At 65.8% G+C, this 26736-nt stretch carries 19 protein-coding genes and 2 pseudogenes; 11 read left to right on the forward strand and 10 right to left on the reverse strand.

The features are described from left to right. Window positions 1-197: 197 nt before the first annotated feature. The 6 genes from ACVGV2_RS13030 to ACVGV2_RS13055 all read left to right on the forward strand — a co-directional run bounded on the left by ACVGV2_RS13030 (window position 198) and on the right by ACVGV2_RS13055 (window position 9799). Window positions 198-1703, forward strand: a complete 1506-nt coding sequence (locus ACVGV2_RS13030) for a GAF domain-containing protein (RefSeq protein WP_459162639.1) — start codon at window positions 198-200, stop codon at window positions 1701-1703. A gap of 173 nt (window positions 1704-1876) precedes the next feature. After that, the gene (locus tag ACVGV2_RS13035) at window positions 1877-2509 is read left to right on the forward strand and encodes a TetR/AcrR family transcriptional regulator (RefSeq protein ID WP_459162640.1); all 633 of its coding nucleotides are present in this window, start codon (window positions 1877-1879) and stop codon (window positions 2507-2509) included. A gap of 89 nt (window positions 2510-2598) precedes the next feature. Further along, a complete protein-coding gene (locus ACVGV2_RS13040; protein ID WP_459162641.1) occupies window positions 2599-4098 on the forward strand; it encodes a DHA2 family efflux MFS transporter permease subunit in 1500 nt (499 codons plus the stop codon). A 1159-nt stretch (window positions 4099-5257) separates the two neighbouring features. Further along, the gene (locus ACVGV2_RS13045) at window positions 5258-6097 is read left to right on the forward strand and encodes an alpha/beta hydrolase (RefSeq protein WP_459165981.1); all 840 of its coding nucleotides are present in this window, start codon (window positions 5258-5260) and stop codon (window positions 6095-6097) included. Between the two features lie 47 nt (window positions 6098-6144). Next, a complete protein-coding gene (locus ACVGV2_RS13050; protein ID WP_459162642.1) occupies window positions 6145-7773 on the forward strand; it encodes a flavin-containing monooxygenase in 1629 nt (542 codons plus the stop codon). 190 nt (window positions 7774-7963) lie between these two features. Continuing rightward, entirely contained in the window at window positions 7964-9799 is a 1836-nt protein-coding gene (locus tag ACVGV2_RS13055; RefSeq protein WP_459162643.1) for a sigma-54-dependent Fis family transcriptional regulator, read from the forward strand. A 71-nt stretch (window positions 9800-9870) separates the two neighbouring features. On the opposite strand, the pseudogene ACVGV2_RS13060 reads toward ACVGV2_RS13055, so the two are convergent. Next, a pseudogene (locus tag ACVGV2_RS13060) lies at window positions 9871-10782 on the reverse strand (aldehyde dehydrogenase family protein); the annotation flags it as partial. A gap of 160 nt (window positions 10783-10942) precedes the next feature. Here ACVGV2_RS13060 and ACVGV2_RS13065 point away from each other — a divergent pair. Together ACVGV2_RS13065 and ACVGV2_RS13070 are read left to right on the forward strand one after the other, a co-directional pair. Next, window positions 10943-12181 (forward strand): IS701 family transposase, encoded by a 1239-nt coding sequence (locus ACVGV2_RS13065; RefSeq protein WP_459165823.1) that lies wholly within the window; start codon window positions 10943-10945, stop codon window positions 12179-12181. Window positions 12182-12196: 15 nt separating this feature from the next. After that, window positions 12197-13096: pseudogene (locus tag ACVGV2_RS13070) on the forward strand (IS256 family transposase); the annotation flags it as partial. A 96-nt stretch (window positions 13097-13192) separates the two neighbouring features. Here the strand turns inward: ACVGV2_RS13070 and ACVGV2_RS13075 are convergent. The 5 genes from ACVGV2_RS13075 to hisD all read right to left on the reverse strand — a co-directional run bounded on the left by ACVGV2_RS13075 (window position 13193) and on the right by hisD (window position 17138). Further along, window positions 13193-13393 carry a hypothetical protein gene (locus ACVGV2_RS13075; protein WP_459162644.1) on the reverse strand — a complete coding sequence of 67 codons (201 nt, stop codon included), beginning with the start codon at window positions 13391-13393 and terminating at the stop codon, window positions 13193-13195. 73 nt (window positions 13394-13466) lie between these two features. After that, window positions 13467-14045, reverse strand: coding sequence for a hypothetical protein (locus ACVGV2_RS13080; RefSeq protein ID WP_459162645.1), 579 nt, complete (start codon window positions 14043-14045; stop codon window positions 13467-13469). 4 nt (window positions 14046-14049) lie between these two features. Continuing rightward, the gene (locus ACVGV2_RS13085; protein WP_459162646.1) at window positions 14050-15576 is read right to left on the reverse strand and encodes a sodium:solute symporter family protein; all 1527 of its coding nucleotides are present in this window, start codon (window positions 15574-15576) and stop codon (window positions 14050-14052) included. Beyond that, window positions 15573-15701 carry a hypothetical protein gene (locus tag ACVGV2_RS13090; RefSeq protein WP_459162647.1) on the reverse strand — a complete coding sequence of 43 codons (129 nt, stop codon included), beginning with the start codon at window positions 15699-15701 and terminating at the stop codon, window positions 15573-15575. The genes ACVGV2_RS13085 and ACVGV2_RS13090 overlap by 4 nt, the downstream gene beginning before the upstream one ends. Before the next feature lie 141 nt (window positions 15702-15842). Further along, entirely contained in the window at window positions 15843-17138 is a 1296-nt protein-coding gene (hisD, locus tag ACVGV2_RS13095) for a histidinol dehydrogenase (RefSeq protein WP_459162648.1), read from the reverse strand. Between the two features lie 102 nt (window positions 17139-17240). Here hisD and ACVGV2_RS13100 point away from each other — a divergent pair, with 102 nt between their 5' ends. The 3 genes from ACVGV2_RS13100 (at window position 17241) to ACVGV2_RS13110 (ending at window position 19447) form a co-directional block, all read left to right on the forward strand. Then, window positions 17241-18242 (forward strand): LacI family DNA-binding transcriptional regulator, encoded by a 1002-nt coding sequence (locus ACVGV2_RS13100; protein ID WP_459162649.1) that lies wholly within the window; start codon window positions 17241-17243, stop codon window positions 18240-18242. A gap of 175 nt (window positions 18243-18417) precedes the next feature. Beyond that, window positions 18418-19224, forward strand: a complete 807-nt coding sequence (locus tag ACVGV2_RS13105) for a transposase family protein (protein ID WP_459162650.1) — start codon at window positions 18418-18420, stop codon at window positions 19222-19224. Continuing rightward, window positions 19181-19447, forward strand: a complete 267-nt coding sequence (locus ACVGV2_RS13110) for a hypothetical protein (RefSeq protein ID WP_459162651.1) — start codon at window positions 19181-19183, stop codon at window positions 19445-19447. The genes ACVGV2_RS13105 and ACVGV2_RS13110 overlap by 44 nt, the downstream gene beginning before the upstream one ends. A gap of 200 nt (window positions 19448-19647) precedes the next feature. Here the strand turns inward: ACVGV2_RS13110 and ACVGV2_RS13115 are convergent, their stop codons facing one another. The 4 genes from ACVGV2_RS13115 to ACVGV2_RS13130 form a co-directional block, all read right to left on the reverse strand. Beyond that, window positions 19648-20838 carry a Wadjet anti-phage system protein JetD domain-containing protein gene (locus ACVGV2_RS13115; protein ID WP_459162652.1) on the reverse strand — a complete coding sequence of 397 codons (1191 nt, stop codon included), beginning with the start codon at window positions 20836-20838 and terminating at the stop codon, window positions 19648-19650. Continuing rightward, window positions 20810-24193, reverse strand: coding sequence for an ATP-binding protein (locus tag ACVGV2_RS13120; protein WP_459165982.1), 3384 nt, complete (start codon window positions 24191-24193; stop codon window positions 20810-20812). Before ACVGV2_RS13120 ends, ACVGV2_RS13115 begins: the two co-directional genes overlap by 29 nt. A gap of 92 nt (window positions 24194-24285) precedes the next feature. Continuing rightward, on the reverse strand, window positions 24286-25032 hold the full coding sequence (locus ACVGV2_RS13125; protein ID WP_459162653.1) for a DUF4194 domain-containing protein: 747 nt from the start codon (window positions 25030-25032) through the stop codon (window positions 24286-24288). Beyond that, window positions 25029-26555, reverse strand: a complete 1527-nt coding sequence (locus tag ACVGV2_RS13130) for a DUF3375 domain-containing protein (protein WP_459162654.1) — start codon at window positions 26553-26555, stop codon at window positions 25029-25031. The genes ACVGV2_RS13125 and ACVGV2_RS13130 overlap by 4 nt, the downstream gene beginning before the upstream one ends. Between the last annotated feature and the right edge of the window lie 181 nt (window positions 26556-26736).

Genomic DNA, 26736 nt, shown 5'->3' on the forward strand with positions numbered 1-26736 from the left:
TGATCCTTGGCGTTGCATCCCCGTTGCATCTCCGTGCGCAGGGCAAACACCGTTCTTCCTGGCGAGGCTTGTTTGTTAGCCCGATCACGAGCATCCTGGGTCGGATCAATGACGGCAACGGAGGCAACCTGGCTGTGATCGCCCTTCGCGCGGTGGCCGTCGCGGGCCTGCGGCGAGAGGCACGTTGAACGAGCAAGGTGCGCACGACGATGCGAGGAACAAGCCACAACGCAACGAATGACCACGGCGAGCAGGTGCACCTGCTCCGCGACGTGCACGAGGACGTGCTCTCGGGTGCAACCACCGCCGCACGGCCGCGCGAGCTCGTGTACGACTCGTGGCAGCGTTCGCTGTCCGCCGAGGTGGACCCGGACGCGGAGCAGCCCCCGGTCACGTTGAACACCGATCAGCTCCACGGCCTCCGCGATCAGCACCCGCTGTCGCGGAGCGTGTCGACGTTCCGGCACACGCTGTTCGACTCGGTCGGCGACATGCCCTACATCATGATCGTCACCGATGAGCAGGGCACGATCCTGTGGCGCGAGGGACATGCGCGGGTGTGCCACGCGGCCGACCGGGTGCTGCTGGCCGAGGGCACGCGGTGGTCGGAGAACGTGATCGGTACGAACGCGATGGGCACGGCCCTGGCCACCGGGGATGAGGTGCAAATCCACTCCGCCGAGCACCTCGTGCGCACGTACCACGCATGGACCTGCGCGGCCAGCCCGATCCGCGATCCGGAGACTGGGCGGCTGCTCGGTGTGCTGGATCTCAGCGGCCCCGCGCACACGGTGCACCCCGCGCTGCGGGCGCTGGTGACGGCAACCGCGCGGCTGGCCGAAAGCCGCATCGAGCACGAGGCCCGGCTGCGCGACGAACGGATCCGCGAGCGCCACCAGCACGTGCTGCGCACCCAGCACGCCGCACCCGCCGCGCTGCTCAGCCCCACCGGTCGGGTGATCGACTCCATGCCCGGCGACACCGCCCTGCCGGAGCGGCTGCTGCCGAAAGGGCCGTCGGAGGCAGTGGCGCTGGCCGACGGTCGCGAAGCAGTGCTCGAGCCTCTCGACGAGGGCTATTTGCTACGCGTGCCGCAGCACAGCCGTGGCCGCTGCCGCGATCCCGTGCTGCAGCTGCGACTACTCGGAACCGGCAAGCCCATTGCCGAACTAGACGGCCGCATCATCCCGCTGGGCATGCGGCACGCCGAACTGCTCACCACACTGGCAATGCGCCAAGACGGAGCCAACGCCGAACAACTGGCACTGCTCCTGCACGGCGAACAAGGCAACCCGGTGACCGTGCGCGCCGAAATCCACCGACTGCGCACCCATCTCGGCGCGGATCTCGTGCGCACAAAACCGTACCGACTCGACGTTCACGTGCAGGCGGATTTCCAACAGGTGCGCGAACACCTGCAGCGCGGCGAGGTGCGACAGGCCCTGCAGCAACACGGTGCCGGACTGCTGCCCGACTCCGAAGCTCCGGGCATCGTGGCCGAACGCGCAGACCTCGCCGTCAGCGTACGCACGGCAGTGCTACACACCGACGACCCAAACCTACTGTGGGACTACATCACCGGCGAGTGCGGCACTGACGACGTGCAAGCCCTACAGCGACTGCAACAGCTGCTGCCCACCGGCGACTGGCGCAGCGGCAGCGTGCACGCCCGACTCGACCAAGCCGACACTGCCGACTCCTGACACACCACAGAGGCGGGGCGAGCCGCCAGCCAAATAGCTGACGGCCCAGTGGCAGACAGGTGAAGTGTTCCCGCTTGAGCGGACACGTCACCCCTGTGGTGTCTGTCTGGTCGGGAAGTCCGGGGGCTACGTCAGCTTGCACATAGTGCATGTTTGCGTACACTGCAAAATAGATGAGTGGCGTGGGCACCTCGTGGGGTCGGCGCGAGCAGAACAAGGTCAAGACCCGTCGGGCGTTGAAGGACGCGGCACTGGACCTGGCTCTCGAGCAGGGGATGGAGTCCCTGACGGTCGAGGCGATCAGCGAGGCCGCCGAGGTGGCTCCACGGACCTTCTTCAACTATTTCGCCTGTAAAGAGGACGCGCTGATCGTCGAGGCGGCAGAAGTCGCAGCCGACCTGCACCGGATGATCACCGAACGGCCGTCGGCCGAACCGCCGCTGCGTGCGCTGCGCGCGGTGATCGCGCAGAGCGACGTCTTCGGCGCGGTGCACGCGGACCGGAAACGGATCCTGGCGCGGCAGCGACTGGTCCATGAGCATCCGTCGTTGATGTCGCGGCAGCTGGCGCAGTACGCGCGCGTGGAGCGGATTTTCACCGAGGCACTCGCGGAGCGGCTCGGCGTGGACCCTGAGCAGGATCTGCGCCCGGAGCTACTCGCGGCACTCACGGTGAGCGTGCTGCGGGTGGCGATGCGCCGCTGGACGGCTGATGGGCAGCAGCCGCTGTATCAGCAGATCGACGCAGCCTTCGATCTGCTTGAACGAGGCGAGCTGTCCGAACCACCACCTCGGCTCACCATGTGACGGTCGCGGACAGGACCATCGACGAACTACCAGCGGCCCTGGCAGACGAATGACCAGGGCAGCACGACGCATGAGAGAGGTCATCGCGGTTGGCCAGCGAAACCAACGGGTCCATACCTGCCGGGAGCTTCCCGGGCGAGGCTAGCGCGGACGGCGAGCCCTCGACGGCGAAACGAGTCAACCGCAACGTCGTCCTGGCCGTTTTGATATCGGGCGCCTTCGTCGTCATCCTGAATCAGACGCTGCTGAGCACGGCGCTGCCCGCGTTCATGAGGGATTTCGAGATCACCGCGAACTCGGCGCAATGGGTGACGACGATCTTCATGCTGGTCAACGGAATCATGATCCCGATCACGGCATTCCTGATCCAGAAGTTCACCACGCGCGCCCTGTTCCTCACCGCGATGGGCCTGTTCACCGTCGGAACACTCGTCTGTGTCCTGGCACCCGCGTACAGCGTGCTGCTCGTCGGCCGCGTTATCCAGGCTGCCGGCGGCGGGATGATCATCCCCCTGATGCAGACCATCCTCTTCGCGCTCTTCCCGATCGACAAGCGCGGCACCGCCATGGGGACGTTCGGGCTCGTCATCGCTTTCGCCCCGGCGATCGGGCCCAGCCTGTCAGGTTGGATCGTGGACCACCTCCCGTGGCAAACCCTCTTCGTGATGATGCTGCCGATCGCCGTGATCACCGTGATCATCGCCTACTTCATCCTCAAGAACGTCACCGAGCGCACATTCCCGCGCCTGGACGTCCTCTCGATTATCCTGTCGTCGTTGGCTTTCGGCGGCCTCCTGTTCGGCCTTGGTACGGCCGGGAACACGGGTTGGGCGAGCGCCCAGGTCCTCGTGCCCCTCCTCCTCGGCTCGATCGTGCTGGTCTGGTTCCTGCGGCGTCAGCTGACGCTGGAGGAACCGATCCTCGAGTTCCGGGTGCTCAAGTACCCGATGTTCACCCTCAACACGGTGCTGGGCATGTGCGTGTTCATGGTGATGATCGGAGGCATGACCATCCTGCCGCTCTACATGCAGAACATGAGTGATTTCTCGGCGATGGAGTCCGGGCTGACCCTGCTACCCGGAGCCGCGGTCATGGGACTGATGTCCCCGATCACCGGATCTATCTTCGACAAGTTCGGGGCGAAGTGGCTGGCCATGATCGGGTTCACCCTCGTCACCGGCACGACGTTCATGTTCGCGATGCTGACCCCGGACACGTCGTTTGCTTACCTGGCGGTGGTGAACGCGGTGCGCATGCTGGGTACGGCGATGGTCATCATGCCCGTGACCACGGCGGCGCTCAATCAGCTCCCCCAACGGCTCATCCCGCACGGGACAGCGCTGAACAACACCCTGCGTCAGATCGCCGCCTCCGTCGGGACGGCAGTACTGATCACCGTCATGACCGCAGCTGCCCGTGCCCCGGAAGAGTACGGCGCGGCCGGCCTCGTGCACGGCGCGAACGTCTCCTTCCTCGTGGCCGGGATGATCGGCGTCCTCGGCATCATCGGCTCGTTCTTCATCGGAGAGTCCCGGCCCGGACGGCATGGCACGAGCCTGGCCGAGCCCGCGAGGAGTCACCAGCAGTGAGCTGAGAGGGGCGCCGCGGTGTCGGCATGTCGGTAAGGACAGTGTGATGCGCCGCAAGCACAAGCATCAGTGCTGATGAGAACACCAAAAACGAGTCGAGTGCTGCTCCGTCATGGTGCTCCAGGATGATCCCCTGGAGCCCCTGTGGCCCCAGCACCGAGACCTCTCATTTGCGGCCAGCGACGCACTCCCTACCAACACCCACCTCGCTCAGCCCGCGGGCCACTCGTTCGCCCGCACCCCGGCTGTTGCAGACTGAGCGGCGCCGGCGCGGTACTCGTACGAGCGCGCGGGCGTTAACGTGTTTCTGGCAGGCCGTGCTCGGGTTTCGCTGATGTCTGCGAGCGCACCGATCCGGAGACGTTGGGCCGTGACCACCGGGTGTCCCGTGCGACGGCGTATCGCTCTCGCTGAGGTCATCGCGGTACTGGCTGAGGAGGCTCAGAGACCTGCATCAGGCGTTGCAGCAGGCTCATGAGCAGGGCCTAGCGTATGTGACCCTCGACGGTACCGTGATCACGACCGATCGCCTGAGTGAGAAAACCACCAGTGTGCAGGGAAAACCACCGATCTGGGCTAATCCGGCAAGGCCGGCGAACACGGCGGAAATGTGCAGGCCCTGTCAGCACCGGACGGATTCCCGCTGTGGACCTCGGACGGGGAACCCGGCTCGGTCCATGACGTGACCGCCGCGCGTGACACGCACTGGGCGCGCTGTCCACCGCGGCGTCCCAGGGCCTGCCGACCCTGGCCGACGACGGCTACACCGGTAGCGGTGTCGGTGTGCACACTCCATTCGCACAACCATCCGGCCCCCCAGGTCCTCGAGGCCGACAACTGCACCGACAACGCCCTGGACTGTTCCCGATGCAGCAGACACCCGATCACCACTCCCACCTACCCCCAAAGCGGGAACGGTCCAATAGCTCCACCCAGACATTCCCCGTGTTTCAGATCGGAACAACCGAACACGGTGGCGGAGTACGACGGTGAACTCCATCACGCGACCGTTCCTGATCGGGATTGGTCTGCACCTCAACGTTTCCGATTAAGGTTCCAAAGGAGTATCGACGTGACACCTACTCTTGCTACCCGTGTGCCGGAGGTTTCGGAGGAAGCCCAGTTCCTCGAACACCTCTACTCCGAGTGGTCTCAGGCCATGGCCAGCAATCCTGAGCTGTCCATGCGGCTTCTGCGAAGCATTTTCGATGAGTGGCACCAGCCGGCGCGCGAACCCGAGGACGTCACCTACCAGGAAGAAACGATCGGCGGGGTTCCCGGGATCTGGGCGCTGCCGAGCGGGGCAGAGCGGTCGAAGGTGCTGCTCTACACCCACGGGGGTGGCTTCGCCGTGGGTTCGGCGGCGAGTCACCGCAAACTCGCTGCGCACATCGCTCAAGCGCTCGGCGCCACCGCGCTGGTCCTGAACTATCGTAGGGCGCCGGAGCACCCCCACCCGGCGCAGGTCGAGGACGGCGTCGCGGCCTTCATCGCGTTGACCAAGCGCGGTATTGCACCCGAGAACATCACCACCATCGGTGACTCGGCCGGCGGAAACCTGGCTGTTGCAATCCCGCTTGCACTGCGCGAGCAAGGTAGCCCCTTGCCCGGGCGGATTATCGCGTTTTCGCCGTGGCTCGATATGGAGAACAAGGGCGAGACCCTCACCACGAACGACGCGACCGATGCGCTGATCACCGTCGGGTTGCTTGAAGGCATGGCTGCCGGCGTGCTTGGTGACTCCGTCGACCCGACCACCCCGCTGGCAAATCCGCTGTACGCCGACCTCACCGGTCTCCCGCCGCTTTACATCAACGCTGGGTCCGTCGAAGCACTGGTCGACAACGCCGTCCGCCTGTCCGACCAGGCGAAGTTGGCCGGTGTCGCCGTGACGCTCTCGGTTGTCGAGGGCATGCAGCACGTCTTTCCGTGCTTGGCCGGCCGTGCCTCGGAGGCCGACGAGGAGATCCGCAAAGTCGCTGCCTGGTACCGCGGCTGACCAACCTTTCCACCGCACAATCCAGAACAACAGAGGAGCTTACAGTCATGACGGACATGCAGACGCGGACCGACTTCGACGCCATCGTGATCGGGGCCGGCTTCGGTGGTATCTATATGCTGCACAAACTGCGCAACGAGCTGGGGCTCAGTGTTCGTATCTTCGACCGTGCCGGTGGTATCGGTGGGACGTGGTACTGGAACCGTTACCCCGGTGCCAAATCGGACACCGAGAGCTTCGTGTATCGCTACTCCTTCGACCAGGACCTGCTGCAGGAGTGGAGCTGGGAGCACAGCTACCTGGAGCAGCCGGAAATCCTGGCCTACCTCGAACACGTGGTGCAACGTTACGAGCTGGGCCGCGACATCCAGCTCAACACAGGCGTCACAGCCGCATACTTCGACGAGGATCGCACTCTGTGGGAGATCCGGACCGAGACCGGCGAGGTGTTCACCGCGCGGTACCTGGTGAACGCGGTGGGGCTTCTGGCAGCGACGTACCTGCCGGATATCCCGGGAGCGGACACGTTCGCCGGGGAACTGCTGCACACCGGTGCCTGGCCCGCAGATGAAGACCTCACCGGTAAGCGAGTCGGCGTGATTGGCACCGGCTCCACGGGCACGCAGTTTATCTGCGCGGCCGCTCCCCAGGTGGAACACCTGACTGTTTTCCAGCGGACCCCGCAGTACAGTGTTCCCTCCGGTAAGAGGCCTGTGGATGCAGCCGAGCTCGCCGAGATCAAGAAGAACTATGACCAGACCTGGGAGCACGTGCGCAATTCGACCACCGCGTTTGGTATCAAGGAAAGCACCGTCCCGGCAATGAGCGTCTCCGAACAGGAGCGTCAACGCGTGTTCCAGGAGAACTGGGAGCGCGGTAACGGATTCCGCTTCATGTTCGGCACCTTCAGCGATATCACGACGGATCCGGATGCCAACGAGGCCGCCGCGTCGTTCATCCGCTCGAAGATCGCCGAGATTGTCAAGGACCCAGAAACTGCCCGCAAGCTCACCCCGACTGGTCTCTACGCCAAGCGACCACTGTGCAACGAGGGCTACTACGAGACCTACAACCGCGACAACGTCTCCCTGGTCGATATCAAGGAAAACCCGATCATCGAGATCACCCCGAACGGAGTGCGCACCGAGGACGACATGGAGCACGAGCTCGACGTCCTGGTGCTCGCGACCGGCTTCGATGCCGTCGACGGCAACTATCGGCGCATGGACCTGCGCGGCCGGGGCGGACAACACATCAGCGAGCACTGGCAGGATGCGCCCACCAGCTATCTGGGGATCGCGACGACGGGGTTCCCCAACATGTTCATGATCCTCGGACCGAACGGACCCTTCACGAATCTCATGACGGCCCTCGAGGTGCAGGTCGAGGGGATCTCGGATCTCATCGGAGACGCCGAGCAGGCGAATGTGGCCGTGGTGGAAGCGACCCAAGAGGCCGAGGATAACTGGACGGCCATCTGCCGAGAGGTCGCCAACGCCACGTTGTTCCCTCAGTCGCAGTCATGGATCTTCGGTGGCAACATCTCCGGTAAGACCAACACCGTGATGTTCTACCTGGCAGGCATGAGCGCCTACCGGCAGCAGCTGATCGAGGTGCGCGACAACGACTACACGGGTTTCCACCTACAGAAGGACGCGCAGCCCGTGTCAACGTGAACAGTCCGTGACCCTATGAGCAGGCAGCAGCGGAGCACCCTCAGTAGCGATGGTCCTCCGTGGCTGCCTGCTTAGATACCAGACGCGTAGAGATTCGCTTGTGCCACCTGAGACAACCTCAGATATACTGTGATGCACACCACGCATATCGCTGAGTTCCTGCGAGCAAGGCGAGGAGTGATCGCGCGTCATGAACGGCGTCAATAAGATCGATCAACCGGCTCCTGTGCCCTTCGATGGGGAAGCAGTACGGCAGGCCAAGGAGAGGCTGTGCAGCAACGGGCTGCTTACCGCGCCAGCAATGCAGCCTGGGGTCCGGGGTGTCATTGAACGGAGCTGGCGACGCTGTATCGGTGAAGGAGTATCGACGCAACCGCGCGCCATCTCTGCCGGCGACGTTGGCGAACGGCAACCGGCGCTTCTCAAAGCCGCACAACCCGTGCTCGAGCGGCTCAGTGAGCATCTGACCGATGCGCGGGTCGCGCTGGTCCTGAGTGACGACCGGGGACACATCGTCATGCGCAAGGCGCCAGACTCTCGCACGCGTAACCAGCTCGACAACGCAGCGGCCGTTGAGGGGGTCGATTTCTCCGAAGGTTCGATCGGCACCAACGGTCTCGGCACGGTGATCGCAGAGCGTCGGCCGCTGCTGGTTCGAGGCAGTGAACACTACAACGATGCGCTCGAGCCGTTGACCTGTGCTGGCACTCCGATCTTCGAACCCTTCAGCCAGCGCATTCTCGGCACCTTCTCCCTGGCCTGCAAAACTGAGGACGCCAGTTCATTGATCACTGCTATCACGACCGACGTCGGCCGACAAATCGAAAGCAATCTAACCACGAGGCTCAGTGCCGACGAACGTGTACTCATCCAGTCCTATCTGCTAGCGAACAAGACGGAAAAGCACCCGGTCATCGTGCTCAACGAACGCACCGTCTTCGCCAACACGCGGGGACTTCGCCATGTGACCCCTGAATCACACGCGCTACTGTGGACCCACCTGGAGGACTTCACTGGCCAGCGGCAACCGCTGCAAACCCATGTGCCGCTTCCGTCGGGGTGGCACGACGCGATCGTTGAACAGATCGACGGTACCAGCGGGGAGCATGCGGCGTACTGTGTCCGTCTCCTACCCCGGCAACCTGACGAGACCGACGAACCTCGTCGTACCTCCGGAAGGATCTCGCGTGCCGGGGCCGGTTCCTCAACAGAATCCGTGCACCCGCGGCAGGACATCGACGAGCAGCTCTCCACCGCGATTCGGCACCGGGAATGCCTCGCTTTGGACGGTGAGCCCGGTACGGGCAAGCGCCACGTGGCCTCCACGGTGTTCGCGAAGCACTTTGCCGGTACGTCGCCGCTCGTGCTCGACCTCTCAACCTACAATCCCGAGGATGGGCACAGCTGGTTCACCTCGGCAATGGACGCGTTGACCGCTGGCAGTGGAGTGCTGCTGCGTCACCTGCAGGACATCGCTCCGGCGGACGCGAACCGAGTCAAGGCGATCGTCGAGCGTTCCCATAACGAGCACGGCGGAAGCCCGGCTCCGCTCGTCCTCACCGTCGACACTGAGAACGCTCCAGAACACACCCGTGCCCTCGTCAACCAGCTGGTCACAACAGTGCGGCTGCCTACGCTCGCGGAGATGTCCGAGCATCTACCCGCACTCATCACCAGCATCCTTGCCTCGATGCCCGGGAGCCAACACAAGACCGTGTTCTCCTCTGAAGCGCTGCAGCTGCTAATGCGGTGGTCCTGGCCCGGCAATATCGCCGAACTCCGCCGGACCATCGAATTCCTCGCCCACCGGATGCCTGGCAAAACCGTGGCAGCTGGTGACCTGCCGACCCGAATGCAGCAAACCGCCAGCCAACGGCAGCTAACCATGATGGAGACCGCAGAACGTGACTCCCTCGTCACCGCTCTGCGCCAGTCGGGCGGCAACCGGACCCAGGCCGCATCCGCGCTGGGAATCGGCCGGACCACGCTCTACCGCAAGATGCGGTTCTACCGTCTCGAGTGGTAAGCCCATCCCTGTACCCGTTCCGCGCCCCATCACCGCGAAGGGACAGGGACGGGCAGGGATGGGACTGAGGCTCAGCGTGGAATCCGGACGAGCTTCTTGTTCGCGAACTCGTCGATGCCGAACTTGGAAAGTTCGCGTCCCACACCGGAGCGTTTCACACCCCCGAACGGCAAGTCGGGGGCGCTCTTGCTCGTACCGTTGATCCAGACCATGCCGCTTTCCAGATCCGTGGTCAAGGCACGGGCCCGTTCAACATCGGCCGAGTAGATGGAGGCCGCCAACCCGTACGGCGATTCATTCGCCAACGTGATGGCCTCCTCAGCCGAAGAAGCCTTGTAGACCACCGCGACCGGGCCGAACAACTCCTCGGAGTAGGCGCGCATATCCGGAGTCACATCGGTGAGCACGCCGGGCTGATAGTAGGCGCCCGGGCCATCGCTGCGCTCACCTCCCGTGTGCAGAGTCGCCCCTTTGGCAAGCGCATCGTCCACCTGCTCCACAAGATCGTCCACGACGCTCTGCGAGGACAACGGGCCGAAGCGCGTGGCCGGATCGTTCGGGTCCCCGGGCACGGACTCCCGCATCGCTGGGACGAACTTGTCCAGGAACGCGTCGTAGACGTCGTCCAGCACGATGAAGCGCTTGGAGGCCGTGCACGCCTGACCACCGTTGAACAGACGGTTGTTCACCGCCCCGGACACGGTCGCGTCCAGATTCTCGGCATCGAGCACGATGAATGGGTCAGAACCGCCGAGTTCGAGCACGTACTTTTTCATGTGTCGACCGGCGACCTCGCCGACAGCGGAGCCGGCGCGTTCGGACCCGGTCAGTGACACACCCTGCACCCGCGGGTCCCCGATCATTCGCTCGATCTGCGCATTATCGGCGAACAGGTTGAGATAAACCCCGTCCGGAGCTCCGGCTTCGGTGATCAGAGCCTCGATCGCCAAGGCCGACTGCGGGCAGTTCCGCGCGTGCTTAATACTGCAGCCGGACTTTGGTGATCGTGGCTGGTGAGGGCCGGTGCAGACGAGGACGGCCACCACGTGATCATGATCAGGTGTGTCGACTCATCAAGATCGTGTGGTGGCCGCAAGCCACAGCATAGACCCTGCCGGGTGGCAGGCGGAACTGGACATGTTGATGCAGCGAGTGGCCGACCGGTTCGCCCGTATCGAGACCCGCAAGCGCGCGCGGGCGCTGGTGCAGGGCCTGATGGCGGACTTGCCCACCAAGAACTGCTGGTCGTTGGCCGAGCACGCCGGGGACGCCTCGCCGGATGGGATGCAGCACCTGCTGCGCAAAGCCGTCTGGGACGCCGACGTAGTCCGCGATGACGTGCGTGACCTCGCTGTGCAGCATCTCGGCGATCGGCAGGCGGTGCTGGTGCTGGACGAGACCGGCGACCTGAAGAAAGGCCGGCACACCGTCGGGGTGCAGCGCCAATACACCGGCACCGCTGGCAGGATCGAGAATGCCCAGGTCGCGGTGTTTGCCACCTACGCCACCGAGGCTGGGCACACGTTGATCGATCGGGAGTTGTATCTGCCCCGCTGCTGGGCCGACGACCTGGACCGGCGTCAGGCGGCCGGGGTGCCCGAGGACGTGGAGTTCGCGACGAAACCGCAGCTGGCCGCCCAGATGATCACCCGAGCGGTGCAGGCTGAGGTTCCGGTCCGGTGGGTGGCCGCCGACGAGGTCTATGGGGGTAACACGACCCTGCGCAGGCAGCTGGAAACCCAGCAGCTGGGCTATGTGCTGGCCGTATCGTGCGATCACCGGGTACGCACCAGTGCGGGGACTACCCGGGCCGACACCGTGGTCGCGAGCCTGCCGAGACGGGCCTGGCAACGTGTCTCGGCCGGAGCCGGGGCGCACGGGCAGCGCTACTATGACTGGGCCCTGGTCGAGCTGGACGAGCCCGACACAGTCGGGAGGCGGTGGCTGCTGGCCCGACGCAACCGCCGCACCAGGGAGCTGGCCTACTACCGTTGTCACAGCCCTTCCCCGGTGCCACTGTCCACACTGGCCCACGTGGCCGGACGACGGTGGACCGTCGAAGAGTCCTTCCAAACCGCCAAAGGACACACCGGGCTCGACCAGCACCAAGTACGCCGGTGGCACTCCTGGTATCGCTGGACAACGCTGGTGATGCTGGCCCACACCTTCCTGGCCATCACCACCGCCGCCGCCCGCGCACGACCCGCGCCAGCCGAACAGATCCCGCTGACCCTGCCCGAGATCACCCACCTGCTGCACGCCATGACGGGCGCCTCACCCGAACAGGCCGCCCACATCCTGACCTGGTCCACCTGGCGACGGCGCCACCAACACCGCGCCCGAAGAGCCCACTACCAGCGACAACGCAACCGCGAACCATGAACTACGGCTGCAGTACTAGCCGCCAAAGGCCTGACCACCGGTGAAATTTCGGCGCATCTGGCCGAGGTGTACGGCACCGAGGTGTCCAAGGACACGATCTCGAAGATCACCGATCGTGTCGTTGAGGAGATGACGAGTTGGCAGGACCGGCCGCTGGACCGCGTGTATCCGGTGATCTTCATCGACGCCCTGGTGGTCAAAGTCCGCGACGGGCAGGTCACCAACCGGCCCGTCTACACCGCCGTCGGGGTGACCGTCGACGGAGAACGCGACATCCTCGGCTTGTGGATCGGCCAAGGCGGCGAGGGTGCGAAGTTCTGGCTCCAAGTCCTCACCGAGAGTTCACAAACCGCGGTGTGGACGATGTGTGCTTCGTCGTCTGCGACGGACTCAAGGGCCTGCCGCAGGCGATCGAACAGACCTGGCCGCTGGCCATCACCCAGACCTGCGTGCTGCACCTAATCCGCAACACCTTCCGGCTGGCCAGCCGCAAGTACTCCGACGCGATGTCCAAGGACCTCCGGCCCGTCTACACCGCCGCCACCGAAGCCGCCGCCAAGGACCGGTTCAGCGAGTTCGCCGACACGTGGGGCGAGCGCTACCCGGCCATCATCCGCCGGTGGGAGAACAGCTGGACCGAATTCGTACCGTTTTTGGACTCTCGTCCCCGAGATCCGGCGGGTGCTCTACAGCACTAACGCCATCGAAAGCCTCAACGCACGGCTACGCCGGTCGGTCAAGGCCCGCGGGCACTTCCCCACCGAGCAGGCCGCGTTGAAGTGCCTGTATCTAGCGATCCGATCACTGGACCCGACCGGCACCGGCCGTCGCAAGTGGATGATCCGCTGGAAACCTGCCCTCAACGCATTCGCCATCGCCTTCGAAGGCCGTATCATCCCCACCACTGATCAGTAACCGCACGCACCACGGTTACACCGTTTTCCTGACAGTCCCTTGTGGCTCACTGAGGTGATCTCAGCGAGTTTCACGTTGTGCGGTGTTCGCGGTAGGTCAACACGAGTGCGGCTTGGATGATGCAGCCGATTTGCTCGGACTGGCGGTGATGCGGCCCAGGATGCGCCACCGGCTGGTCAGCAGGGCGAAGCCGCGTTCGCCGAGGCTGCGCAGTCCGGGCAGCAGCGCGTTGTAGGTGCGGTTGTTCGCATCGAGGACCTGGTGGCCCGATGGGTGTTTGACCGGGGTCTGGACCATTCCCGCTCCGGACAGTTCACCTCGCTGGAGCGGACATTCGTGTTGGTTGTGCAGTGCCCGCCCCAGAAGGAGGTCACGCGGCACGGTCTGGGGCTGTGCCGGCGGTAAGGAGGTCTCCGGTGGCCGTCTGCGCGTGGGGGTGGCGTTCGGGGTAGTCCACGCGTTCTGCCAGCCGGTCGACGAGGAACACGGAGTTACCGTGGCTGAGCACGTGGTATGGCAGGTGGAGGTGCTGGATCGCTTCGAAATCCAGGTCCTGGATGTGCGTGGGGCGGTGGCGCCGCACGATCTGCTCGCGTGCGAACTCCCGCAGCGCGGACTCCGGTGTCTCCGCGCCGGCTTGCACGATCTCTGCTTCCGGAACGGTGACTGTTTCCGGTTCGCGCACCGGGAGGTCGAGGACGCCGTGGTGGGCGGTGACGGCGTCGCGGGCGATCGGTACAGCAACGCGTCGGGGTGCGTGGAAGGGCAGTTTCACCGTGGCCGCGGCGAGTGCGAGCTCGATCGGCCAGTACAGGCTGCCGTGGAGGCGCGGTGTGTCCGCGCCGCCGCGAAGGCACCGCAGCAGCCAGCCCGGTCGCCGCTGCACTACCCGGCGGGAGCGTGCGACGCCGGTGTCCACGGGAACGGCCCGGATCTCTCGTTCGGCCACGTTGTCACGCCTTCTGCGAGTGTTCGGGTGTTTCGGCGCCGGAGGGGCCGCGGGAGCGGTGGGTGGTCAGGGCGCTGCCCATCCCGGTGCCGAGTACCCCCGCGATCGCGCCGACCGCTGTTGCGGCGAAGGGGTTGTCGTTCCACGGGAACGTGCCGGTGTAGAGGCCGAACTGGGGGCCCAGGTGCAGGGCGGCGTACACGGCGAACCCGCTCAGCATGCCGAGCAGCGCGCCGGTCGTCGTGGTGGCACGCCACCACACGCCGAGGAACAGCGGCCCGGTCAGTGCGGAGATGACGCCGCCGATGCCGACCCACATCCACACGGCGAGCAGGTCCGGTGGTGTCCACACGGCCGCGACCGCGACCACCCCGGCGGCGAGCACCCCGGCACGGCCGATGAGCAGGGACCGGCGATCGACCGCGGGATCGTCGGGGTCGTGGCCGCGCCAGGGCACCCACGTCTTGCGGTACAGGTCGTTGGCGAAGATCTGCGAGATGCTCATCAACAGCCCATCTGAGCTGGAAATGATCGCCGACAGGATCGCCACGCTCAGCAGCGCGGCCAACCAGGCAGGTGCCATGTCGATGAACAGTGCCGGCATCACGGCATCCGGATGCGCGGGTTGCACACCGGTGGCGCGGGCCAGCACACCGCCGAGGAAGAGGAAGCTGACCGTGAATCCGGCGAGGCTGGAGGTGACGACGAACCAGCGGATGTGCGCTGTTCCTCGCAGGGCGAAGAACTTGTTGCCCAGGTGTGGTTGCACCACGAATCCGAGGTGGGCGACGAACAGGAGCACGATGACCCACCAGTTGGCGAAGGTGGAGTCCCCGGCCGGGTCGGTGTGCACGTCCCACCGCATGTTCTCCGCGAGCGCGGCATTGACCGCACCGGGACCGAAACCGTCCACGCCGAACCCGATGAGGAACCCGCCGATCACGACGACCGCGATGACCAGCATGAAAAGCCCTTGGATCGCGTCGGTGACGATGTCGCTGTGGGTGCCTCCGAAGAACATGTAGCACAGGATGATCACCATGGCGATGGTGATGCCCCATTGGTACGAAATCCCGAACAGCGTCTCGAACATTTGCCCCGAGGCCGCGAGCTGGGCCATCAGGTAGTAGATGAGGAACAGCGACAGCAACGCCGCGAGACCGCGCAGCAGCGGGCTGCGGAACAGGTCGCCCAGGAAATCGGGCACGCTGACCGAGCCCATGCGGTCGCCGGAGCGCTTCATCCGCCGGGCGACGAGCATGACGCCGATGTAGGCCCCCACCGGGTACAGCAGCGGGTAGTACGCGGCCTTGAAACCGGACTCGTAGGCGATGCCCGGCATGCCCATGAACGTCGAGCCGCTGGCGATCATGGCCATGAAGCTCAATCCGAGCAGCGGGCCGCTGTAGGAACCGCGCGCGGTCGCGTACGAGTCGGCACTGCTCGTGCGACGCATGCCCACATAGCCCAGGTAGAACATCAGGGCCACGTAGACCGCGAGGAACACCCAGGCCCACACGGCAACGCTCATCGCTTCTCCTCTCCGGCCGCGGATGCCGAGTTTTCCTCATCGAGCAGCTGGTCGTAGCGGGTCCAGAGCACCATCAGCACCAAGTACACGGCCATCACCGCCAGGCCCACGGCCAGCACGTTCATCGTGACGTCCTCTTTCTCTGCGGGACGGGGAGCGCGGCCCGAAGCAGCCGTGCGACCTCCTGCGACGCCAGGCCGGGCCGGACCGGTGCAACGCAGGCGGGCGGCAGACCCGCCCCCCGCCTGCACCCGGGGGCGGATCTGCTACGCCCAATCAGGCGTCGTTGCAGCATTTTTCGCCGCCCGGACGTCGCCGGAACGGGCATGCCCTTCGAAGTGCTCGGCACGGGCCGCCCGTCCGCACACCTCGCCCAGGTGCGCACTGCTGCCCGGATCGGTGACCTGCTGGTAGGTGACGGTCTTGAGGTACTTGCCGACCCACAGGCCCCCGGTGTAGCGCGCAGCGCCCCCGGTGGGCAGGACATGGTTCGTCCCGATCACCTTGTCCCCGTAGGACACGCAGGTGCCCGCGCCGAGGAACAGCGCGCCGTAGTTGCGCATCGTCTCCAGCGCCACTCGCGGCTGCTCGGTCAGGATCTGCACGTGTTCGCTGGCGTAGGAATCGGCGAGCGCGTAGGCGGACTCCAGGTCGTCGACGATGCGGACTTCCCCGTGCTCGCGCCACGACTGCTCGGCGAAGTCCCGCGTGGGCATGCCCGGCAGGAGCCGTTCGACGTGCTCCAGGGTGGCGCGGCCGACGTCCGCGGAGGTGGTGATCAGCGCCGCAGGCGAGTCGGGCCCGTGCTCGGCCTGGCTGAGCAGGTCCACGGCCACCGTGAACGGATCGGCGTGCTCGTCGGCCACGATCAGGATCTCGGTGGGCCCGGCGATGAGGTCGACGCCGACCTCGCCGAAGAGCTGCCGCTTCGCTTCGGCAACGTAGGCATTGCCCGGCCCGGCCAGCATGTCCACCGGCGCGAGCGTCTCCGTGCCCAGCGCTTGGGCCACCACGGCTTGCACCCCGCCGAGCAGGTAGATCTCGTCCGCTCCGGCGAGATGCATGGCGGTGACCGTGGATTCGGGAACGGAACCGCGAATGGGCGGCGTGCACGCCACGACCCGGCCCACCCCCGCGGCCTTGGCGGTGAGGATCGTCATGTGCGCCGACGCCAGCAGCGGGTAGCGTCCCCCGGGCACGTAGGCACCGGCGGCGGATAAGGGGATGTGCTTCTGCCCCAGGTGCACACCGGGCAGCGTTTCCACCTCGAACTCGCGCATCGAGTCGAGCTGATACTGCGCGAACTGCCGGACCTGCCGTTGCACGAACTCGATGTCGTCGATGAGGTGCTGAGGCTGCCGAGCCACGATCCGCTCGACCTCGTCCGGCTCAACGCGGAACGATTCCGGCTCCCACTGGTCGAACTTCGCGGAGTACTCGCGGACCGCGGCGTCACCGCGGGAACGGATATCGGCGATGACCGACGCGACGCGCTCCCGCACGGCAGCCCGATCCGGGCCGGAACCGGTGGCCCCGGAGGCAGCCTTCAACACGTGTGCCATGTCGCGGACTTCCCTTCATGTGTACGTATTCATAGGAGAGTAACCCGCTAGGATGAATACGTAAACAACGATGGACCGATCCAGAAGACGTGAGGACGCGCAGTGGTCACCAGCCGCGACATCGCAACCCGCGCGGGCGTTTCGCAAGCGACCGTGTCCCGGGTGCTGCAGGGCAACGTGCGGGTCTCGCCTGCCACACGCGAGCGCGTGCTGGCAGCGATGCAGGAAGCCGACTACCGCCCCCACGCCGCCGCCCGAGCGATGAAAACCCGCCGCTCGCACACCATCGGCGTCGTCATCGCCGACATCACCAACCCCTTCTACCCCCAGCTGCTGGAGGCCGTCAGCCACGCCCTCGACCAGGCCGGCCAACGCATGCTCCTGTGGAACTCCGCAGGCCCCGGCGAGCACAGCGCGCTGCAGGCCATCCGCGAAGGCTCGGTCGACGGTCTGCTCTTCACCACCGTCCTCGCAGGAGCCGCTCCCCTCACGGAAGCGCTGCTGCACGACGAACCCGTCGTGCTCCTGCACCGCGGACTGGAAAACGCCGAGTGCGACCAAGTCGTCAGCGACAACGTCGCCGGCGGCAGCACCGTCGCGGACTACCTCGTCAAGGCAGGCCACGAACGCATCGGCTTCCTGCAAGGACCCGAACTGCCCAGCACGGCAGTGCACCGCGAACACGGGTTCCGCCACCGGCTGGCGGAACTCGGCGTCGAGCTGCAGACAGACCTCGTCCAGCGCGCCGGCTTCGAACACGACGCGGCCCGCGAGCTGACGCGCTCCATGCTGCAAGCCCCCGCTGCCCCCACGGCCATCTTCTGCGCCAACGACCTCGCCGCGTTCGGCGCCATCGACGGCGCGCGCTCACTCGGCCTGCGCGTTCCCGACGACGTGTGGGTCCTCGGCTACGACGACATCGCCATGGCCGCGTGGGACTCCTACGACCTGACCACCGTGCACCAGCCAATCACCAACCTCTCCCACACCGCTGTGCAGTTCCTACTGGAACGCATCACCCAACCGGAACTGCCAGTGCGCCGCGAAGTCTTCACCAACTCCCTCACAGTGCGAGGCTCGACTGCACACACCCCGCTGAAATAACCTCGGCGAACTGCACGGGTCCGGCAAAGTCGTTTGGCCCCGGATGCATGTGCGGGCACGGCTACAGGTGATCATGTGGAGTGTCGAAGTCCCATGATCATGTGAGAGAGCCGTGCCCGCGCCCCCATCATGCCTGACTGGTGATGTGCTGCAGCCTTTGACCCCGCCGGAGGAGGTGGATTCTTCTCGCTGGTCCACCGAGGGCGGTGTCTCGGACCTGCGGGAGTGTCTCGCCGAGATACGTGATCCGCGGTGTCGGCGGGGCGTGCGGCATTCGTTGGTGTCGATTTTGGGGCTGGCTGCGGCCGCGGTCGCGGCCGGGGCCCGCTCGTTCGCCGCGATCGCCTGCTGGGCTCAGGAAGCGCCGGAGGAGGTGCTGGCCCGGCTCGACGTCCGGCGTGGTGCCGATGGCCGGCTGCAGGTTCCTGATGAGGCCACGACCCGGCGAGTGTTGGCGCGGGTGGACGGCGACGAGCTGGACACAGCCTTGAGCCGATGGCTGGCCAGTACCCCTGGTCAGGACGATCTCGCCGGCCCGCGGGTCCTCGCGGTCGACGGGAAGGCCCTCCGCGGAACCTATCCCCGCAGCGGTGGCACCGGAAACCGTCTGATCGCCGCGTTGACGCATGACACCGGTGCGATCATCGCCCAACGAGACATCCCCCGCGACGGCAACGAACGCAGCGCATTCCAACCCCTGCTCACCCCCTTGGACCTGGGCGGGCGGATCGTGACCGCTGATGCGCAGCACGCCACCCCGCACCAACGCGCACAACATTCACCACCGCGGCGGCTTGGACGTGTTCACCGTCAAAGAGAACAACAAGCATCTCTACGGCCAGCTCGCCCAGCTTGCCTGGCACGCCCTGCCCACCCACACCACCCACGAGACAGGCATCGCTCACCCCGAGCCGGCGTTGCGCGGCGAAGACGAGATCATGCAGCGGGCCGACGAACTGAACAAGCTCCGCGACAGCGGTGACTACGTCGGCGGTCAGATCCACGCCCTGGCCTGGACCCAAGGACTGGCCGAGTTCACCCCCGGCACCCGCACCGAGTGGGGCAAGGACCGCCGCCCAACGCCTGAGCAGGCCGACGCCGAACACCACTTGATCACCGGTCGCGTCTATCTCGGCGGCGACATATTCCGCCGCGACTTCTTCAGCGGCGCCGACGAGACACTGTGGTGGGCGCTGATCCGGTGACCAGACCCAAGCTTCACCCGAAGAGCGGGGTCCGGCCGTTTCCCCACAGTTTCGATCCGCTGGCCGGCGAACCGCTTGTCGGCGACCGGCTGCCTCGCTCACCCGCTCGCGCTTTCTTACCTGCCAGGGGCGACAAGATCCCGAATGCTCACGACTTGTCGAAAGTCAGGGGCGTGAACCGGCCCAGGGCTTCCGCCGGTTTATGTAGCGTTCTCACCGTGGGAGGTCCCACGACGGTTCACTTGTTCAAGCGCCATGATCAGCGGGACCCGTTCTTGTTCGATACGGCGGTGTCGATCCCAGGCTGGTGCGATGAGTTGGTGGTACAGGGTGCGTTCGGCCTCGGTCAGGTGCGGTACCGGCCGCGCGGGGCGCGGTCCGAGCGGTTTGCCGTACCGGTCGAAGCTTGTGCCGAATCGTTCCCATGCTTCGTAGGAGTCCGGATCCATCAAGATCGACGTGGCTGGCACTCCCGCGCTGCGGAACTCGTTGAGGATCTCGAGACCATCGGCGTCCATGTCACCCCAGTAGAAGACTTGCGGAGCTCGCGTGATCCAGTCGAATGCCGCAGTTGTGCTGCCACCGCGGCCGACACCCTCCACCGACACTCCGCCGGCGAGCTCGGGGAAGTGGATAGCGGTGTCCTTGTTCTCGGAGATGATCACGATGTCCGGCTGGTAGGGCATCTGGATGCTGTCGCCCACCGTGGCGGAGTCGTGCAGGCGACCTCCAGCGGCGCGGTGGGCCGGATCGAGATAAGTGAAGTGAATACGGGCCGGGTGTGCTGGTCTCAGCCCCAGGTCCTCGACGCCGGCGAGGTCTTTCACCAAAGCCTGTCGGGTATTGAGCCATTTCGCGTGCAGACCTGCGATCGGCACTTGGCGAGGTGTCAGCCCGGTCGCGTCGTTGCCGGCAAACCAGTCCGCGGCTCGGCAAAGCAGATCGAAGTCAATGTCAGAGAGGCCATCAACGGCGGCCAGCGTGCGGTCCGGCTGGGCGAGGTGTGGGTAGCGTTCGCCCAGGAGCGCAGCTCGCCGCCGCCCTCGAGCGATGCGGGCTGGCCACTCGGCCGCGCAGACGCGGGCCGCGATATCGATATCGGGCACGTGAAGGTGGGTGGGCAGCTCCTGGTCCGTACCAGCGACGCGGCGGGAACGGAACTGCAGCGTGAGGTCATGCGCGGTGGCCCACTCCCGCCACGTGGTTACCAGCTTGGTGACCGCGGTGAACTGGGCTGCAAGCTCGGTGGAACTCGGTTGCCCGATGGGCAATACCAGTGGCCATACTGGCCCATCGGGCCCGCCGACCAGGGTTGCTGCCCAGGAGTTCTTCAGCTGGCGCGCGAGATCGGTGACCACCTGGTCAGGTGTCTTCATGCGCGCCCCCGTCATCAGGTTCCTTGATGTGCGCGACGAATGAGTAGCCAGTCTCGGTGTCTTTCGTGATTGCGAGCAGCTGGTCCATGTGCGGCTCCAGTGCGGTCACCTTGTCCAGCGGTGCGCCAACGATCAGCTGAAAGCCCAGGCCCTTCCACGCTTGCACGGCGCGGCCTGCGAACTCGGAGTCGGACTTGACGAATCCTTCGTCGAGGAATACCGGTGCGAACCGCGGTCGGGCCCGCAGCTCGTCGCCGAGGCGGAACCGCAATGCGGCCCCCACGATGAAGGCGACGAGCTCCTGGCTCTCGCCGCCGCTTTTGCCACCCAGCGCCGAGTGCACGCTGAGCAGAACACCGTCGGGGCTGTAGCGCTCGGCGGTGATCTCCACGTGGCGGCGTACGTCGAGGAGCCGGTCGCGGTCGGTGAGCTCTGCGTTGGCGCGTGGGTCGTTGCGGCGCCGGAGCTGGGCCATGAACTGTTGCAGTTCAGCGAACCGGCGCTGCATGTGGCTTTCCTCGAGTCCCTTCGTCGCTGTCGCCGACAGCACTCGCAGTTCGCGGCGGAACTGCGTCACGTGGTCGGGTGTGAGTCGGCGCAGTTTGATGCGTAACCGGTCGCGGCCGGCGCCGAAGGGCAGTGCGGTGAGGATGTCGTTGATCGGCGCGAGCCGGTCCTCGATGTCCTCGATGGCGGCGTCCATGGCGCCTGATAGCGGTACCAGGTCCTGGCCACTCCATTGGGTGAGCCGACGGCGCCATTCGTCGCGTCGCTCGTGCAGGCCAGTGGTGATGATGTTGTCCAGGATCTGGGCGTAGTCCGGGTAGGAGGCGGCTGTCGTGCCCAGGTTGGGGTCCTCCCACAGGCGCTGGTAGTTCTGGAACGTTCGTGTGAGTTCGGCTTCAGTGCGTTGCACCTCGTGCTGCGCCTCGGTCACGGCCTCGGTGAGCCGCTTGTGCAGACGCCCCAGGTTGGTGGGGAACTGGTCGAGGCTGGAGGGGTCCGCCGGTGCCACAGCCGCGGCGAACTCCTTGTTCAGCCGGGCGATCTGCTCCTCGTCAAGGACCACCGTCTGCTCATCCTGGATCCGGTGGAGCTCGTGGCTCACCTCATCCTGCCGTTCGGTGAGGCTGGCGTGCTGCGCTGCGAGTTCCTTCTCGCGTCGTTGCAGCGTGAACCGGTGTTCTTGAGCCTTCTCCAATCGGTTTTTGAGGCTTGTGATGCGCTCTTCGAGGGCGTGCAGGCGGTCGTTGGCGTTGAGGATCGCGCGTCGGTTGGCTTCCAGCTCGCGGATGCGGTGCTCGCTGCCTGCGACGTCAATGTCGTCCCAGGCGACCCGGCGAACCTCCTCGTATGCCCGACTGGTCTGCCCCAGCGCGGTCCGCTCCTGTTCCACCCGCATCCGCTGGGAGTCGAGCGTGTCGAGTTCGAGCTTGAGTTCGGCGAGTTCCCGGTCGATGTCGGCGATCGCCTCGGCATTGGAGAACCCGATGATGTTCGAGTTGTCGTTACGGCCGTGGCTTCCTCTGGTGCCTCGCCGGGTCTGCCCGGCGAGGGTGACCCGGTAACCGTCGCCCGCCAGCTCTTCCGCGGTCTCCACACAGAGCGCGTTGCGCACCGGGTCGGTCACGTGTCGAACCACCCATGCGCTGAAGGGGTGGTTCTTAAACAGCAGCTTGCCTGCGATGGTGTCCGGGTCGCCGGTCGTCTCACGGTGCTCGGCGGACGGGATACCCTCGAATGTCAGCCTCCCCCGCAGGTGCAGCGAGTCGATCCTGCGGGAAAACTCATCCAGCTGTTCGTGCGGCACCAGCAGCAGGCGGGCGCTGCCGCCGAGAACAGTTTCGATCGGGGTGCGCCAGCGGGCGTGCTCGGGGGCGACGTCGATCAGCTCGGCGAGGAAGAGCAGTTCCTCAGGGTCCATCCCCGCGGCGGCGGCGACTTGCCGACGCATGTCGTCGAGGACCTTCGGTACCCGTCCGGCACGACCGGCGAAGGACGCCCGTTCGTCGGTCAGCCGCCGTTGGCGTTCCAAGAGCGGGAATTGCTGCTGCATCAGCTCGTCACGCCGCTCGCTCAGCTTGGTGTCGGCGTCACCGTAGCCAGCAAGGAACGCCTCAGCGGCGCTGCGGAGCTTCTCGTAGTCTTCGCGGTTGTCCAGCGGTGCTTCCAGCACGACCGTCCGCTCAGCGAGGTTGCCTCGACGATCCAGCTTTTCGTCGCGTCGGCGCTGCGCGGTCGTGATCTCGTCTGCGAGCCGCTCGAGGTCGGCGCCGCCGCTGTCACGGTGCGTCTTTCGAGCGGCCTCGAGATCGCGCGTGAGATCAGTCTCGTCGTCGCGTGCCTGCTTCAGGTGGTCGGCATTCGTTGCGCGTGCGTTCCGGTTGGCGTCCACGGCATCGGTGAGCAGCGCAGACTCGGTGCGCAGGCTCCACAAACCGATGGGGCTGTCGGTGTGGAGGGTCAGGCCGAAAGTGCCGATCGTCTCGACCTCAGCGCGGGCAGTGAGCAGTCGGTGGTGCAGGTCGGTAATAGGAGCAAGCAGGTCAGCCTTCTCCTGCTCGGTCTGCATCGCCACGTAGGCGGCCTCGAGATCGTCGAAGTGCTCGATGGCGCGGTCGGCGGCTGCGAAAGTGACCGGTCGCTCCAGGACCATCTCTTTGTAGAGCTCGTCGACGGTACGGATCTGGTGGCCGGACTGGATGCGCACGAGCAGGCGCAGTGCCTTCGAGCCGTCTCCGTTGGCGCCGATGCCCAGTCGGGTGTGCAGGATGTTGGCGAAGGCCGCATAGCTGTCCCAGGTCTTCAGTCCTGGAAATGCGGCTTTGAGCGCTTTCGGCGCGAAGGCCTGGTCTGCGTGCCCGGCCAGGTCGGCGAGGTCAAGAACACCGTCGAAGGTGGCCATGCGCATGGTGAGTTCGCTGCTGCGCCGGGTGCGGGCGGGCACGTAATACACCCTGAGAGCGGTGAAGCGTCGTCCGTGGTCGTCGACGAAGGTCATGCCAACTGCGCCCCAGGTGGTGCTCCGATCTCCGCGGAGCACCTTCGGCTTTTCGTGGCCGTCGGCACCGGCGGTGGTGTCGGTCTGGCCGCGCAGGTAGCTGAGCAGGTTGCGTTGCTCGGCACTGCGGGCGCGGCCACCGATCGCGTCGTTGGAGGCTCCGTTGAACGGCGTGTCCGACGGCATCATCAGCGCGATGTAGGCGTCCAGCAGCGTGCTCTTCCCGGTTCCCGAGGCCCCCGAGAGCAGCGTCGAACCTGGGTGGAAGTCGAACCGAACGCGGCCTTCGAATCCACCCCAGTTCACAAGTTGGAAAGTCTCGGCCTTCCACTGCAGGGTCCCCTCGGTGGCGCCCTCGATGTGAAACAGAGCCCCGGGTTCGGAGACCGATGCGGTTGCGGGTCGGCGTTGAGAGTCGGGTCGATGCCGAGCACGTCACGGTAGTCGCTCGTGGTCATCACTCAGCTCCCGTTCTCGTCGACGACCGAGGCACCGGAGCGGGCGTCGGGTTCGGCCGGGGCATCTTCGGAGCGGTTCTGGTCGCGCAGCCAGGTCAGCAGTTCAGTCAGCTTCTCCATCGGCAGCAGGACTTCGATCGCAGCGCTGACCTCGAAGCGGTCGGCGGTGCGGGGTCCGATGAGCAGGCCGGCCGTGCACAGCGCCTCGATGGCCTTGACGGCGCGTTTGGCGTCGCCCGCCTGGTCGGTGGCGTGCTCGGGCCGGTGCTGGTCGATGAAGTCGAGCATGTCGTCGCGGTCGACGAATACCCGGTTGGCGCCGGTGGCCTGTTCGCTGCGGAACTGGGTGCGCAGGAAGACAAGCAGAATTGTGTCCTCACGTCCCCACGGCGCGTCGTAGAGCAGGGTGGGAAATGGTCGGCCGCCGCCTTCCGGAGCGACCTGCCGCTTGTAGGCCACCTCGCGCTCGGTGTCCACGTGAAGATGGAGGAAAAGGTCGTTGAGGCGGGCGCGGATGGGCCGCGGGTTGCGGGTGAGTGCTCGCCATTCCTTCGGATGGGTCCGTCCGCTGATAAACCGCTGCTTGAGCAAGACGACAAGTGCCCGGCGCTGGTCGAGTTCCAGGCCACTCTCATCACCCTCGAACAGGGCTACCGTGGAGGTGTTCTCCCGTTCCGGGTCATCCACGTCGGCAACGTCGGCGAAGCCAGGGACGTCCGGAACGCCACCGATCGACTCGGGCGCGGTCATGGAGCCTCCTCAGCAGTGCTGGCCTGGGTGGTGGCGCCGGTAAGTGGTGAGTTGTGGGTGGCGTCATGGGGCGCCACACGCGGCACGGTCAGCTCACGGGTGGAGCCATTGGGCCGGATCGCACGGTAGGGCTCGGTGTCGTCGTGCCGATCCCACTGCATCAGGTTGGTCGCCAAGTGCAGCAGCCCGAAGATTTCCACAGGGCGTCGCAGATCGGGTTCGAGCTTGTCGAACAGCGCGCCAAGCGAGGTCAGTGGTTGGGGACCGGTCAGTGCCCGGTCGAGCTCGCGGCGTAATGAGTCCAGTGACGGGCCGCCTTGTGCGAGCAGGTCGGTCAGGGAAACCGCGTCTGGCCGGTGCCCGCTGACGTCGTTCAGTGGCGGGGGGTCGGGGTCGGTGTCGGTGTTGTGGAACCGTTCCCGTAGGTGGGTGATCTCGATACGGGAGGGGAGCAGTTCCAGTGGTACTGCGGCGCGGGGGCCCGCGGTCGTCATCCAGGTGGCCAGCTCGGCGTCGAGCTGGCGCAGGGTGGCGTCCAGCTCGCGGTTGCGCGTGATGTCGTGGGTCACGATGTACTCGCGTAAGGTCGCAGTGACTCGATTTCGCCGCGTCAGCACCTGTTCCATGCCACTGCGGATCAAGGCGACGGTGCCGCGCAGCTCGCGACGGTCGGCATCGAGCAAGATCTCATCGGCCAGCGGGTGCGCGAGCAGCGCCGAGAGGTCCTGGCGCAATTGCAGCAACAGCTCATCGTCGCTGAGCAGGGCGAACGCGCCCTCGAACGCGCGCCCTTCGGCGGTCGCGGTCATCAGCGAGTCGGCGCGGGCGAGGTAGTCATCGATCACCTCGCCGGCGGCCCGCTGCTCGGCGCGGAAGGACGCGAGGATGTCGCCGCGCAGTCTGGTGAACGCCTCTTCCACTCGGGCGAAGTCGCTCGGGAGCGCGGCGATGAGCTGGATGAGTTCGCCGAAGCCCTCCAGCATGTAGTCGGTTGATACCTGGGGAAGTTCCCCACCTTCGAGGAGACGGTCGCGTTCTGCCGTCATGCGCGCGATCTCGCTGTCGAGGATGTCCACGCGGGCCGCACGGTCGGGGTTGACGTCGGTGTTGAAACGGCGAACGGCGTTGACGATCGTGGCGATGCGGTGCTCAGAGAGGCTGGCGCGCTCCCGGGTCAGGCTGGTGACCAGGGCAAGGGCATCCTGGGCGTGCGACGTCAGGGAGTAGACCTCGGTGCCGTCGTCGTTGGTGCTCCGCACCAGCCACTGGCCGCGCATCCACTTCAAGCACAAGTCGCGCCCCGACCCGGTCGGCAGTTCTGGGACGCCTGCCAGTCTCAGCTCATCGAGGTAGGTGTCGACTTGATCGTGGAGCCGCGGTGCCGGGATGGTACGGACATCGCGGCCGAACGAGCTGCGAAAGATGGCGATGATGACCGGCGCCAACCGCTGGTGCAGCAGTGTCAGCGTGGGCTGCTCGTAGGCGCCGCGAACACGAGCAAGCTCGCCGGCTATGTCGCTCACAGTCCTCCTGTCACGTGCGGTCAGGATGTACGTCGCTACGGCCCGAGTGGGATGTCGGGAGCATCGTAGAAGCAGGGCACGACACTCTCATCCGAGACGACGATGCCCCGCCCTGCTGATGGGCTGGCAGCACGACGCGATCATTGGCTTCACCGCCGATTCAAATCATCGTCTTGACTCA

The sequence above is a fragment of the Bounagaea algeriensis genome (assembly GCF_054491375.1).

What these genes read in the sequence shown, in the direction of transcription:
- ACVGV2_RS13035 (WP_459162640.1), top strand. Translation starts at nt 1,877, where the DNA reads ATGAGTGGCGTGGGCACCTCGTGGGGTCGGCGCGAGCAGAACAAGGTC.
- ACVGV2_RS13045 (WP_459165981.1), top strand. Translation starts at nt 5,258, where the DNA reads ATGGCCAGCAATCCTGAGCTGTCCATGCGGCTTCTGCGAAGCATTTTC.
- ACVGV2_RS13050 (WP_459162642.1), top strand. Translation starts at nt 6,145, where the DNA reads ATGACGGACATGCAGACGCGGACCGACTTCGACGCCATCGTGATCGGG.
- ACVGV2_RS13055 (WP_459162643.1), top strand. Translation starts at nt 7,964, where the DNA reads ATGAACGGCGTCAATAAGATCGATCAACCGGCTCCTGTGCCCTTCGAT.
- ACVGV2_RS13065 (WP_459165823.1), top strand. Translation starts at nt 10,943, where the DNA reads ATGCAGCGAGTGGCCGACCGGTTCGCCCGTATCGAGACCCGCAAGCGC.
- ACVGV2_RS13075 (WP_459162644.1), bottom strand. Translation starts at nt 13,393, where the DNA reads ATGGTCCAGACCCCGGTCAAACACCCATCGGGCCACCAGGTCCTCGAT.
- ACVGV2_RS13085 (WP_459162646.1), bottom strand. Translation starts at nt 15,576, where the DNA reads ATGAGCGTTGCCGTGTGGGCCTGGGTGTTCCTCGCGGTCTACGTGGCC.
- ACVGV2_RS13090 (WP_459162647.1), bottom strand. Translation starts at nt 15,701, where the DNA reads ATGAACGTGCTGGCCGTGGGCCTGGCGGTGATGGCCGTGTACTTGGTG.
- hisD (WP_459162648.1), bottom strand. Translation starts at nt 17,138, where the DNA reads ATGGCACACGTGTTGAAGGCTGCCTCCGGGGCCACCGGTTCCGGCCCG.
- ACVGV2_RS13110 (WP_459162651.1), top strand. Translation starts at nt 19,181, where the DNA reads ATGCAGCGGGCCGACGAACTGAACAAGCTCCGCGACAGCGGTGACTAC.
- ACVGV2_RS13115 (WP_459162652.1), bottom strand. Translation starts at nt 20,838, where the DNA reads ATGACGGGGGCGCGCATGAAGACACCTGACCAGGTGGTCACCGATCTC.
- ACVGV2_RS13125 (WP_459162653.1), bottom strand. Translation starts at nt 25,032, where the DNA reads ATGACCGCGCCCGAGTCGATCGGTGGCGTTCCGGACGTCCCTGGCTTC.